Consider the following 12,832-nt stretch of genomic DNA (forward strand, 5'->3'; position numbering starts at 1 on the left):
AAATACGACGCTACCGTTCCAGGCTCGATGGGAAGCCGGTGCCACGCCGGTTCGTCACTCATGAGCGTGCCTGCGCGGCGCTTGCAGTGCTCGGTGTGTGTCTACGCGGGGCTTGCTGACCGTGAGGCCTGCGACGCATTTGAATCGTCGTCATCTGACATGTCCACAACACACCAGCGTTCAACAATCAATGCGATCACAGTCAATACCAAGGCCGCCACTGCGGCGACCAGTGATCGCGTCACACACATCTGCATTGCGGGTGCGTCGATGCGCGCCAGGCACGGCAGAAGGATGCCAACAAAAATACCCACAGAACCTGACCCCACATATGCGCAGGAGCGGGCTGTGACGGCCACGCGAGCAGCGGTCAGTGCGTCGATCCTGTCACTCTTGCGTGCGCGCCACCGACGCACCAACACACCGTAGTAGCCCAGTAGTGCGGAGATCAGCAGATACAGGATCGCCAGGAAGTAGGACACCAGAAGGGGTGAGAGCCCACGTTGGATGAGCAGGGAGTTGACCACCGCACCACATACAGCCGAAACCACAGCGATAACGATGAGGTGAGCGACTGACACAGGTTTCATTGAGCCTGTCCCTCATCGCGCCTGATGACAGGGATATGCCCCGTCACCGTCGGTCGCACTGTTCGTCCACGCACCACCGAAGTGGTCGTTGTCTCATCGTCTGGCAGTGGCCCATGTGGGAACTGGTCAGCGATATGTGGATCGAGGATTGAACGGCGCCGCACGGGCGCCTCGTCCGCATCGTCGATAATGCGCGCCGGGGAGGAAGACTGGAAATTCCAGTCCGGCAGCGCAGGAACATGCGCCTTCCCGCGTCGGCTCGTACTCCGAGAGGCTGCGCCTCGTCTACCACGAGTATCGCCCTCAGGCACAGGATCATCGGCGCCGGCATCAGGATCAGATTCAGCGTCGGTGTAGGCGCGCTTCCCCTCGCCTGAGTTGTGCTCCGAACGCACAGGCACCCACCGTACAGAGCGGCGCCGAAGCAGGGATGAAGGGATCATGATCTCCGATGTGTCCGACATATCCTCACGCGTGGAGGCAACGGGTGGCTCCGGCAATTCGTATCCGCCCTGCTGCGACCCGGCCACTGGTTCGTCGGCGGCAAGCGGCTCATCGGCTGACTCGTTGATTGGCTGGTCGGCCGGCAGGTCGGCTGGCTCGTCGACTGGCGCTTCAGCGGGCACGTCTTCCTGCTCGCGCCTTGCTGCGTCACTGGGCGCAGGCGGCGTTGGTAAAGCGTCGGCTGACACGTCGGTGGGCACGTCGCTTGACGCTTGGGCAGGCGCTTCGGCCTGTTCATGGCGTTCAGAATTGTCGAGGGGCGAGCTTTGCCACTGTTTCCACAGATTGCGCCACAGGACATCCGTACCAGATTCGCTGGGACGCAGCCCGATCTTGGATTCCGGTGGCAACAGATCAAGTTTCGACAGCGGTTCATCCACCTGTGAGGCAAGGACACGATCCGATTCGTCCATGACGCTGGCTGGATCGTCCAACCAGTCTGTCACCGCATCGCGTATTCCGTTGCGATCCGGTGCAGCTAATGCGAGTTGAGCAACGGATGTGGCATTGCCGTGCGCATCCACCAGTTCCGCGAGCGGATCGGCCATATTCCAGGGAACAAGGACAAACGCGCGCTGATGTACGTATGGATGAGGCAGGGTCAGCGTGGGTGTATGGCACGTCGTGCCTTCCACGGTGACGATGTCGATGTCCACTGTGCGCGGCCCCCAGTGTTCGTGGCGCACTCTGCCCAACTCGGCTTCGAAGCCCTGGCACCGTAAGAGCAGCTCTTCAGCGTCGAGCGTCGTGCGTCCAAGCACAACGGCATTCCAGTAATCGCGCTGCGGGGCTGTCCCCTCGTCAATGACTGCCTGAGTACGCAGCAGCGGCGACACGTTATCAACTTCAAAACCGTCCAAGTCAATGAGCTTGCCGACGGCGGCGGCCAGCGTGACGGGCGCATTGCCTTCGTTGCCGCCCAAAGCAAGGACAACGTGACGAGTTTGCGCGGCATCATCCAGTCCGTGAGGCTGGTAGGTGGAGGTGCGACGCGGTGGCAGCACTATCGCGTAGTCCACTCTCCTGTTAGAGCTGCCGGCTGTCTTAGCCTCGCCCGGATGCTCACGTACAGCGGAGGTGTTGTCAGCTACCGGACGCTGCACCAACGATGCGGGCACCGGTGGCAGGGGCGGCAATGTCGGACTGGATTTTTCGAGGGGGCCGCGAGCATCCTCAACTTCATCGGCTCGCTGCAACGTTTCGACATGCAGCGGTGCCTCATCGCACGTGCCGCGGCGAATCGTGACAAGGACATCCGAGAATTGCTGGGCCAGCGGTGCCATCGGCTTATGGACGGTCACTTCCACGCCTTCGACGCGCGGATGCGCCAGAGCGGCATCGGCTACGCGCTGCGCCAGTGTTTCGAGCAGGGACACGGAAGGCCCGGACAAAACGGCGACTGCTTCTTCAGCTATGTCCGCGTAGGACACTGTCTGGTCGATGTCGTCGGAGTGGGCTGCTTCAGTGGTGTCTACCCACAGGGAGATGTCAACGTGGAAAGGCTGTTCTGATTCGCGTTCGGAGTCGAATACTCCGTGCCGTCCGGCTGCGCTCAAGCCTCGTAAGGTGATGATGTCCAGCTTCCGTGCCATCTCTCCTCCTAGCGGCAAGTGCTTCGAACCATCGTGGCATGATCGTCCACGTGATGCACGCGCACCGCCCACATATTCGCCTCAATCGCCTGACGCGTCACCTCAAGGGTAGCTGCGTCCGGCCCGTCTGGATGTGAGTGGGCGAGGAAACGCTTGCGCGACGCTCCGATGAGCACAGGATAGCCGGATTCGTTCAAGCGCTCCATATGGTCGACGATGAGCCATGATTGCTCGTTCGTCAATGAGAATCCTAAACCTGGATCGAAGATGATTCGCTCGGGTGCCACCCCTGCAGCCACAGCCTTGTCGATCTGTGCGCACGTTTCAGCGATAACGTCCTCGACCACATTGGTGTAGTCGAATGATTCACCAGTGGTACCCGGCAGGCCTCTCCAGTGCTGGACGATATACGCGCAGCCGGTGCTGGCCACAACGTCATTCATATCCGGGTCGAAACAGCCTCCCGACACGTCGTTGATAATGGCTGCCCCCGCCTCGCCGGCACGCCTGGCAGTTGCGGCGTGGAGTGTATCCACGGAGACAACGACCCCCTCGGCGGCCAAAGCAGTAATGACCGAGCCGATGCGGTCCCATTCTTCGTCAGCTGAGATGCGCTGAGAGTGCGGCCGTGTTGATTCTCCCCCCACGTCGATGAGGTCTGCACCGGCGTTGAGCATGGCGTGTGCATGATCGAGAGCACGGTCGGTGTCGTTCCACTGGCCGCCATCTGAAAAAGAGTCGGGCGTGACGTTGAGGATCCCCATGACGAGGGTGCGGTCGCTCGGAAGTGTCATCCCATCTGGAAGTAAAGGTGTGCGCCCGGTTTCAGTCATGGCCGCCCCCTCATGACCAGCGCCATCATCTCTGAGCGGGTGGCGGCATTGTTCATGACGCCGCGCATCGCTGATGTCACGGTGGAGCAGCCCGGCTTGGAAACTCCGCGCATTGTCATACACATGTGTTCGGCCTCGAGGATGACGGTAACGCCCTGCGGGTGCAGGATCTCCACCATTGCGTCGGCAATTTGACTTGTCAGGCGTTCCTGCACCTGGGGCCGGCGTGCGTACCCCTCAACAAGGCGTGCCAGCTTCGACAATCCGGTGACTGTGCCGTCAGAGGGGATGTAGCCAACGTGGGCCTTGCCGTGGAAGGGCAGCAGATGGTGCTCGCACAGTGAGAAGAACTCAATGTCCCGGACGAGCACCATTTCATTCGTCCCGGTTGTGAAGGTCGTGCGCAAGTGCTCACGCGGATCTTCAGCCAGGCCGCCGACCAGTTCCCTAAAGGAGCGGCCCATGCGTGCAGGTGTGTCTTTCAACCCGTCACGCTCTGGATCCTCCCCAATTGCCACCAGAAGGTCGCGAATTGCCTGTTCGACACCAGCTTGGTCATACATCAGTGCTGCGTCCCCGCCTCTGGGCCGGCTGCTGGGCCCGTCGAGGGTGGTGCCACGGGTTCACCCGCAGTGGTCGACCCCGGCGTCGGGGTTGACGAGGCAGGCTCGCCGTGAGTGTCAGGGGCGAGGGTGGGAGCCTGCTGGGTGGGCGGCTCCTCGGTGTTCACGCCGATCGGATCACCAAAACGGGCACCTTCGATCGCAGCGTCCGCCTGGTAGTTCCAGACTTCTCGCTCCGGCTGCTTGATGACAGGTTCGAAGATCTGAGCCAGTTCCTTTTCGTTGAGGGTTTCCTCGTCGAGCAGGCGCTGCGCCAGGTCGTCAAGGACGTGACGGTTCTTCGTCAGGATCTGCCACGCTTCACGCGTCGCGTCATCTAGGAGCCGGCGCACTTCCTCGTCAATGATGCCCGCCAGTGTTTCGGACACGTCGCGTCCTTCACCTCGTCCCATCTCGCGACCCACGAACGGGTCCGTGTTGGACTGGCCGAGTTTGACCAGGCCGACACGATCCGACATGCCGTAATCCGTCACCATCGCACGCGCGGACTGCGTCGCCTTCTCAATGTCGTTGGCGGCACCTGTCGAGGGGTCACGGAATACCAGCTCTTCAGCAACGCGGCCACCCATCGAGTACACGAGGTCGTCAAGCAGCTGGTTGCGTGTCTTGTTGAAACGGTCCTCAGTCGGCATCACCATCGTGTAGCCCAGTGCGCGTCCACGCGGCAGGATCGTCACCTTTGTCACCGGATCCGTATAGCGCAGTGCCGCCGCGCACAGCGCGTGGCCACCCTCATGGTAGGCAGTGACTGCCTTATCGTGATCATTCATCACTCGGGTACGCTTTTGCGGGCCGGCGATGACGCGGTCAATGGCCTCGTCGATCGCGCGGTTGTCAATGAGGTCCGCATTCGAGCGGGCCGTCAGCAATGCGGCCTCGTTGAGCACGTTCGCCAGGTCAGCGCCGGTAAAACCGGGGGTGCGTTTGGCGATCTGCTGCAGATCCACATCGTCCGTCATCGGCTTGCCGTGAGAGTGAACCTTCAGAATTGCAGCGCGGCCCTTCAGATCCGGTGCCTCCACTGCGATCTGGCGATCAAAACGCCCCGGACGCAGCAAGGCAGGGTCGAGGACGTCAGGTCGGTTCGTCGCGGCAATCAAGATGACGTTGGTGCGTTCATCGAAGCCGTCGAGCTCAACCAGCAGCTGGTTCAGCGTCTGCTCACGTTCATCGTTTCCACCGCCAATGCCGGAGCCGCGATGACGCCCAACTGCATCAATCTCGTCGACGAAAACGATGGCAGGAGCCGATTCTTTGGCTTTATCAAACAGGTCGCGCACACGCTTGGCACCCATGCCGACATACAGTTCCATGAACTCCGAGCCTGCAATGGAGAAGAACGGCACGTTGGCCTCGCCGGCAACTGCCTTGGCAAGCAGTGTCTTACCTGTTCCGGGAGGCCCGTACAGCATGACGCCACGCGGAATTTTCGCACCGACCTTATGGAACTTTTCTGGTGCGACCAGGAACTCACGGATCTCTTCAAGTTCCTCAACGGCTTCATCTTCACCGGCCACATCATCAAATGTGATATCAGGGCGTTCCTGGTTGATTTCGCGCACGCGGGACTGGCCGAAACTGCCCATCATGCGTGTGCCCATCATGCGTGATGCGAAGAACCAGATCAGAGCGAAAATCAGCAGGACCGGCAAGAAGAGCTGCAGCATCGTCATCCAGGCGCTGGGCTGCGGGTAGTACGCGTTCCACCCCTTCGTCGGCTCCAGATCCTTCACCGTTGACAAGATGTCATCAGCCTGGGCGCGCACGTAGGTAAAGGAGATTTGGGTCCCGAAGTTGCGCTCGCGGTCCATCTCGTCCACTGCCTTGTGCGTGTACGGCTCGGACAACGTGAGGTTGATCTGCTGGGTCGAGTCATTGACCATGACGCGTTCAACAGTGTTGCCTTCAAGGATCTTCAGCCCTTCAGAGGTGTCAACAGTTGACGGTCCGAAAAGTCTTCCGAGCATGGAGGCAAGAATGATGACCGCGAGCACGGGGATGATCACGTACAGCCAGTTGATTTTCTTCTTTTTCTTTTCAGCCACTGCAGTTGCCTTTACCGAATATTCTTGTCAGTTCCGTGATGGTCGCGCGCGGCCTCAGTGCCGTTCGGTCCCGCCGTACACGTGAGGTGCGAGGGTGCCGACGAAGGGCAGGTGGCGGTAGCTTTCAGCAAAGTCGAGTCCGTATCCCACGACGAACTCGTTGGGAATATCGAATCCCACATATGTCACATCGACATCGACTTTCACCGCGTCCGGCTTGCGCAAAAGGGTTGCGATTTTCACCGAGGCCGCTCCCCGCGTCTCCAGGTTGTCCTTGAGCCACGACAGTGTCAGTCCAGAGTCGATGATGTCTTCAACGATGAGGACGTGACGGCCGTGAACATCAGTGTCGAGGTCTTTGAGGATCCGCACCACACCCGATGATCGAGTACCGGAACCGTATGACGACACTGCCATCCAGTCCATTTCGAGGGGGCAGTGAATCTTGCGTGACAGGTCCGCCATCACCATGATGGCGCCGCGCAGCACACCAACCATCAAGATCTCTTCGCCCTCATAGTCGGCGTCAATCTGCGCCGCCATTTCCTCGAGCCTGTCGCTGATCTGCTGCTCGGTTAAGAGAACCTTCTCGAGGTCTTCACCCATGTCTTGAGCGTCCACGCGCCTGGTCTTCCTCTCGGTTACACGACTAATAGTCCAAGAGTGCCACATTTCGCGCTCAAGGTGACACTCAACGTGGGCAGTCTCGCTATCGGCTGACTTGCTGCACCACCCCAGCGGTGATGGCGATTCGCCTTCACTCGACACGTTCCACGATCAGGCGTCGCATCGATCGACGAGGTCCGGACCGCTCCACCCTCGCGTGCCCACCCGGCACGTCGATACGGGTCCCGTGAGCGCCGCTAAGCGCCATCTCGTCAAGCTGCCTGACGTGGACAGAAGAGACGGAACCTGGTGAGTTCGACACCTGAGCCAGGAGTCGGTGCAAAACGCGCCTGCGGATAGGAGCTGCCAGGTCTGCCAACTTGGTGCAGTCAACGATCCAGTGTCGCCCGCGGCCACGCGAAGCTTTGCCGCGAGCACTGTCATTGTCCTCTGACTGCTCACAGGCATCTACCTGCCCGCGTTCTGCACCCCGGACGCCCTCAGCTTCCGACGACCGTCCGTCTCGAGCTCCCTCGCTTTCGCGCACACACGCATCGAACAGGTCGCCGGCCTGTGCGCTGAGATAGGCGTCATCTTCTCCGAGCATGTCGGCGCTTCGCGCAAGCGCCGGAATCGGATCAACTCCCAGCGCACGTTCCAGAGCAGGCAGTGCCCACTGGCGCACTGCAGCACGACGCAGCGCACTGCCATCAGATGCACGCCACGGCCCATCGACCGCATTGGTCGGATCATCGACCCACGCGAGCTTCAGATCCCGACACACCTGGTGAGTATCAACGCGACGCTGATCAAGCAGGGGCCGCAGCCACGTGATCGCTACCCCACCACATTCCATCAGGTCACGCCTGCGCATAGCAGATAAAGAATGCGCACCCGATCCGCGGGCCAGGCGCAGCATTACTGTCTCGGCCTGGTCATCCATTGTGTGACCGAGAAGAATCGTCGCTGCTGTCGTGCCGCTTTCTCGTGCCCATTGCGTCGCATAGCGGACAAGGGCGTCCCGCCGCGCCGAACGTGCACGAGCCTCTGGTCCGCCTTCGCGATACGCCTCCATGTCAGCATCCATAATTGCCGGGTGTGCGCCCACAGACTGCACCACGTCATACACATGGCGGGCCTCGTTGGAGGATTCAGGCCGAATGTGGTGATCAACGTAAACACCGGCTACCGGGATATTCCACCGTCTGCACAGGTCGGTGGCGACTACCAACAAGGCCAGGGAGTCTGGTCCGCCGGATACTCCAACCACAACGGCGGTCGGGACGCCCTCGTTTATGATCTGCTGCAGGCAGCGGCGTGTTGCCAGCGACAATCGCCGGACGGCACCTGTCGGGGTCGAGCCAACCAGTTGTGAGGCGCGGGACTCACACGACACGGTCGCGCCACGATTCGTAGGAGACAAGCTCTTCGCGCGTGGGCATATGGGTACGGTCAGACAACAGTGTGGCGACCTGACCATCGAGGACGACGTGGCGGGCAAAGGAGAACGCTCCCTGGCGTTCTGCCTCAATAGAACGCACGGATGCGCCCAGGCGCCGCAGCTCCATCAACCCAGTCATGCCGGCAGACTCAGGCGCATTGTTGCGGATCCAGCGTGCCGAGGAGATCTGGCGCGGAGAAATTTGTTCCATCTGCGCGCGCACGATCCCGTCCATCATCATGACCAATCGGGCCAGCTGCGCTGTGGACGAGGGGAACTTCGCGGCAGTGATTGACAGCTCGTCACGCAGCCAGGGTGCGGCTGAGAAGAGGATGCCCCACAGTCCGGCACGGATCGCTACCCATGAGCTGAAATCCTTGTGGTCGAGTGTGCCGCGCTGGGCGGCTTCAAGAACGGAGGGTGCGATGAAGATGCGTCGCTGTCCGAATGGGTCCCAAATTCCTTTCACGTGCGGCGCAACGGTGCGGAGCACGCCGATTTCGCTCAGGGTAGTCAGAGGCGATGCAAGGAAGGATCGCGATGAGGGGGCCTGGTCAGTCAGGTCCAGTCCGGCGGTAATGAACTGGTCGGTGATCTGGGAAATGATTTGGACGGCGGCGCGGCGATCCACGATCAGCACGGGCGCTGAAGCCACGTGCTCGGCAGCTTCGGGAAGGCTGGATAAGCCAGCAAGCAGGGGGTTGGTGCGTGAAATTGCTCTGCGTAGTCTGCCTACTGTTGCCGCTGCAGCTGAATGGCTGACGGTCGGGCCGGCCAGGGTCGCGCTGGACATGAGGCGCCCCAAGCGGTGCCATTGTGCTGTCCGATTCATGGTGTCATCCTACCGACCTGGCGGCGCGCTGGCTAAAAGGTGCGGCATGTGTGCCGGCTGCATGCAATTTTCCGACGAGGCGAGGCGTCAGAATCACTGAGCTCGAAGAGCGGCCAGGCCGGCTACGAAGTCGTCCAGAATCGGTCGAGTGGAGTACGCACCATCGTTTGGAACATTGTCGTGCCCGATGGCGAACAGAAGCTGACGACCATCAGCAGTGCTGACCGCTCCTGCCAGCGTGGACACAGTAGACAGGGATCCCGTTTTGGCCTGCAGGTTCCCGCCTGCCGGGGTGTCGGGGAAGCGTGCCCGAACAGTTCCTTCCAGTCCTCCCCACGGTAGGAATCGAATGACGTCACGCACCTGAGAGTTTTCGGAGGTCATACTCGCGTGGAGCGTGTCGACCAAAATGTGCCCCGTCAAGCGGTCGTTGCTCGACAGGCCGGAGCAGTCCTCAAGGGACAGGCCGGTTGTGTCAATTCCCATCGTGGCGATCGTATCGGACACCATCTGCGTTGACCCTGTATAGCTCGCGTCATATCCAGCCCGGCGCGCTGCGATTCTGCACAGTTGGTCGGCCAGCGTGTTGTCAGAGTCGTGCAGCATCGTGCGAATCTGCTGCCCGAGCGTCGCCGAATACACGACTGCCAGTTCATCGGACTTGCTTGCCTGAGCGGGTGCATCTGCTGTAGTGGTTCCCGACGACGCGGTGTCGGATGAGCTGACGGTTGGTGGCGGTGTGGAATCACCGTCAGATCCAAGTTCGACGGTAATTCCTTCGTCGCGTAGGTGCTCGGCGAACGTGGTGGCAACGTCCCGTCCAGGATCGAAGGTGGGATCAAATCGCGCATAGCCGTAGGCGCCGCGGTCGATCGCGAATGCGCCGACCTGACCTTCGTAGGAAGCCACTTCCTGCGTCGTCCACGCACTCAGGCGTGCCGGGCCGTCGAAAATGTCGTTGTTCCAGTTCAAGGTCACCGAGGTGACGCCGCGTTCCTTCAGGCCGTCTGCTGTCTGGCGAGCCAGGTCAGCCAGCCCTGCGTGGCCATCGATGGCGGTCGGGTCGCCCTCGTCAGAAGACAGCAGCAGGTCGCCCTCGCCCCACAAGTGCAGTGTTGTGTCGGTCAGGAAGGTTTCGGTGCGCAGGCGGGTGTTCGCATCGATGTGCGTCAGGATTGTCGTTGCGGTGAGGATTTTTGCTGTCGAAGCTGGCACGTGCACGCCCGTGCCGTCAGCGTCGAGCAGCACCTCCCCTGTCAGCGCATCCATCACCACTGCCCACGCTTTCCATTTGCCCTCCTGCGCGGCCTGCGCAACTGGTGACCACAAGGTCTGGATCTGCGCGGCGGTGGGAGCGGGAGCTGAGGCAGAATCGGTGATGTTCAGAGTCGATGACTGGCCATCAGACTGGCCGGTGGCATCGGGAATGTTCAGCCCCGACTGGGATGCCAGATCTGGTGGCGCGACGGCCTGAACTGGCGCGGAGATCGTCAGGAGGCCCGGCACGACATCGTAGACATCGCCCACTGCGTACGCCCCACACGCTAAAGTGCATAGTGAAGCGCATACAATCGCACCTATAGTTTGACGTTGCACGCGCGTCTCCTCCGCCTTGGGTGAGTCGGTCTCAACCCACGGCTCCACAGTAGTGGACAATGGCGGATGAGACAGATACGGCCACTCAGGAGGAACACAAATTGATGGAATTCGACGTGACGATTGAGATCCCGAAGGGCAATCGTAATAAATACGAGATTGATCACGAGACCGGTCGTATTCGTCTGGATCGCATGCTGTTCACGTCGACCCGCTATCCCGATGATTACGGTTTCATTGATGACACGCTCGGCGAGGACGGCGACCCTCTGGACGCATTGGTGTTGCTCGAAGAGCCCACATTCCCGGGATGCGTGATCCGCTGCCGCGCTTTGGGCATGTTCCGCATGCGCGACGAGAAAGGCGGCGACGATAAGGTTCTGTGTGTTCCAGCTTCCGATCAACGCGCGTCGTGGCGCACAGAAATTGAAGACGTGTCGGAATACCATCGTCTTGAAATTCAGCACTTCTTCGAGGTGTACAAGGACCTCGAACCCGGCAAGTCGGTCGAAGGCGCACACTGGGTGGGCCGTGAAGACGCCGAGGAGGAAATCCGTCGCTCCTACGCGCGAGCCAGACAAGCCGAAGCTGGCGAGCACGCGCACGAGTAGCGACTAGCTCACCAGGCAGTCTCAGAGGCGAACGACGTACGGCATCAGGGAACCGCTCCAGCCATAGATGCTGGTGACGCGCACCGTGGTGCCAGGATACGGCGCTTCGATCATCTGGTCGCCGCCAAGGGCGATCGCCACGTGGTAAATACCGCTTTGTGAACCGTCGCTGGACCAGAAGAGCAAATCGCCCGGTTGACGCTGGCTCAGCGGAATACGGGTGCCATATCCATACTGTGAGGCAGAGTAGTGTGGCAGGTACACGCCAGCCTGCCTCCACGCCAGCATGACCAGGCCGGAGCAGTCCACACCGGCGTATGATTCGCCAGCCCATACGTAGGGGACGCCCAGGAAGCTATACGCAGCGTTGACCGCTGTCTGCGCTCCGCCGCTGCCGCCGTAGGACGGTGCGGGTGCCGGATCAGGAGTCGGCGCTGGGGTCGGCGTAGGAGTCGGCGTTGGGCGCGTCTCACGCGAAGGCGGAGTATACGTCTCTTCCTGTCGACCCTGAGTAGCCGCTTCTTCTTCCTGGCGCGCAGCCAAAGCCGCCAGGCGAGCTGATTCTTCTTCGGCCGCCTTGCGCGCTGCTTCCACGCGACGACGTTCCAGTTCGGCTTCACGCTGATTAATCAGCTCAACAGTGGTGTTTTCCTTGCGTGCCAGCTCAGCCACAAGTTCACTGCGGCGCGCTTCAGTGGCCTGCTGAGAAGCCAACGCCGAGTTGGCAGCATTTTGCGCAGCATCGGTGCGTTCCTGCACCTCGTTTGTCGCCTTTTGCTGACGCTGTTCGGCAGATTCAGCCGATTCCTTCATCACCGATGCTACTTTTTCGAGGGCGGCCACCCGTTGCATCTTCGTATCGGCATTATTGGCGAATGAATCGAGTGTCGTCTGTTTGAACTCAACGGAGCGCAATCCGTCGGCCTGCAAATATGCTGCAGCGGCATCAAGAGACGAACCTTCAGAGCGGTAGGCAGTCTGCGCTATAGCAGCCAGCTCCTGACGACCTTTATCAAACTCAGCCTGAGCCTTATCCGCATCATCGCGAGCTTTATTTGCCGCAGCAGTTGCAGCATCAAGATCCAAGCGTGCTTTGTTGAGCTCTTCGCCGGCAATCTGCGCATTGCGCATGGCATCTGAAGCGCGCTGAGAGACCGCGGCCAATTCGACTTCGATCTGCCCCACTGACATCTTGGCGGCATCGGCTTCGGCACGCGCCTGATTGATGTCATCTTGAGAGGGCGTGTCATCTGCATATGACGCCGGCATCGCAACGCCGGCACTGACAGCAAGCAAACCTGACATGAATAGAGCGGTCAGTGCGTATCGGCCAGATGCGCGACGCGGAGCCTTCTGGCCAAAGTGGCTCAACACCTTACCGTAAACCTGTCTTTTCACCTGATCCACCTAATGACACTCTGACTTTTCCCGCACGCTCCCCACGCCATGTGGACATCGCGCACGACATATAGCACTTACGCTAGCCCATCGTCGAACACTTTGGCAACAATTTCACCATTTTTCACGTTATTCACATCAGTCACAGTTTTCACATTCGT

11 protein-coding genes are annotated in these 12,832 nt (G+C 60.5%); 1 reads left to right on the top strand and 10 read right to left on the bottom strand.

The window, feature by feature from the left end:
- Positions 1-101 precede the first annotated feature (101 nt).
- The 9 genes from AC1DA5_RS05620 to dacB form a co-directional block, all read right to left on the bottom strand.
- Positions 102-590 (bottom strand): DUF3180 domain-containing protein, encoded by a 489-nt coding sequence (locus tag AC1DA5_RS05620; RefSeq protein WP_070725333.1) that lies wholly within the window; start codon positions 588-590, stop codon positions 102-104.
- Entirely contained in the window at positions 587-2,686 is a 2,100-nt protein-coding gene (gene folB, locus AC1DA5_RS05625; protein ID WP_092648810.1) for a dihydroneopterin aldolase, read from the bottom strand. Before folB ends, AC1DA5_RS05620 begins: the two co-directional genes overlap by 4 nt.
- 8 nt (positions 2,687-2,694) lie before the next feature.
- Entirely contained in the window at positions 2,695-3,519 is an 825-nt protein-coding gene (gene folP, locus AC1DA5_RS05630; RefSeq protein WP_058237223.1) for a dihydropteroate synthase, read from the bottom strand.
- The gene (folE, locus tag AC1DA5_RS05635; protein ID WP_058237224.1) at positions 3,516-4,085 is read right to left on the bottom strand and encodes a GTP cyclohydrolase I FolE; all 570 of its coding nucleotides are present in this window, start codon (positions 4,083-4,085) and stop codon (positions 3,516-3,518) included. Before folE ends, folP begins: the two co-directional genes overlap by 4 nt.
- Positions 4,082-6,187: an ATP-dependent zinc metalloprotease FtsH gene (gene ftsH, locus AC1DA5_RS05640; RefSeq protein ID WP_257590305.1), complete on the bottom strand. Its 2,106-nt coding sequence runs from the start codon at positions 6,185-6,187 to the stop codon at positions 4,082-4,084. The genes folE and ftsH overlap by 4 nt, the downstream gene beginning before the upstream one ends.
- A 54-nt stretch (positions 6,188-6,241) precedes the next feature.
- Positions 6,242-6,808, bottom strand: coding sequence for a hypoxanthine phosphoribosyltransferase (gene hpt, locus AC1DA5_RS05645; RefSeq protein WP_058237226.1), 567 nt, complete (start codon positions 6,806-6,808; stop codon positions 6,242-6,244).
- A 136-nt stretch (positions 6,809-6,944) separates the two neighbouring features.
- Positions 6,945-8,189, bottom strand: a complete 1,245-nt coding sequence (tilS, locus tag AC1DA5_RS05650; RefSeq protein ID WP_162272398.1) for a tRNA lysidine(34) synthetase TilS — start codon at positions 8,187-8,189, stop codon at positions 6,945-6,947.
- The gene (locus AC1DA5_RS05655) at positions 8,179-9,066 is read right to left on the bottom strand and encodes a zinc-dependent metalloprotease (protein WP_083314334.1); all 888 of its coding nucleotides are present in this window, start codon (positions 9,064-9,066) and stop codon (positions 8,179-8,181) included. Before AC1DA5_RS05655 ends, tilS begins: the two co-directional genes overlap by 11 nt.
- Before the next feature lie 93 nt (positions 9,067-9,159).
- A complete protein-coding gene (gene dacB / locus AC1DA5_RS05660; protein ID WP_257590306.1) occupies positions 9,160-10,593 on the bottom strand; it encodes a D-alanyl-D-alanine carboxypeptidase/D-alanyl-D-alanine endopeptidase in 1,434 nt (477 codons plus the stop codon).
- A 173-nt stretch (positions 10,594-10,766) separates the two neighbouring features.
- On the opposite strand from dacB, the gene AC1DA5_RS05665 reads away from it, so the two are divergent.
- Complete coding sequence (locus AC1DA5_RS05665; protein WP_058237230.1) at positions 10,767-11,273, top strand: inorganic diphosphatase; 507 nt, start codon at positions 10,767-10,769, stop codon at positions 11,271-11,273.
- Between the two features lie 21 nt (positions 11,274-11,294).
- Here the strand turns inward: AC1DA5_RS05665 and AC1DA5_RS05670 are convergent, their stop codons facing one another.
- Positions 11,295-12,671, bottom strand: coding sequence for a C40 family peptidase (locus AC1DA5_RS05670; protein ID WP_227469098.1), 1,377 nt, complete (start codon positions 12,669-12,671; stop codon positions 11,295-11,297).
- Positions 12,672-12,832 lie beyond the last annotated feature (161 nt).

The organism is Pauljensenia sp. C0254C2 (assembly GCF_056583835.1).

What these genes read in the sequence shown, in the direction of transcription:
- AC1DA5_RS05655 (WP_083314334.1), bottom strand. Translation starts at nt 9,066, where the DNA reads ATGAATCGGACAGCACAATGGCACCGCTTGGGGCGCCTCATGTCCAGC.
- folP (WP_058237223.1), bottom strand. Translation starts at nt 3,519, where the DNA reads ATGACTGAAACCGGGCGCACACCTTTACTTCCAGATGGGATGACACTT.
- AC1DA5_RS05665 (WP_058237230.1), top strand. Translation starts at nt 10,767, where the DNA reads ATGGAATTCGACGTGACGATTGAGATCCCGAAGGGCAATCGTAATAAA.
- AC1DA5_RS05620 (WP_070725333.1), bottom strand. Translation starts at nt 590, where the DNA reads ATGAAACCTGTGTCAGTCGCTCACCTCATCGTTATCGCTGTGGTTTCG.
- folB (WP_092648810.1), bottom strand. Translation starts at nt 2,686, where the DNA reads ATGGCACGGAAGCTGGACATCATCACCTTACGAGGCTTGAGCGCAGCC.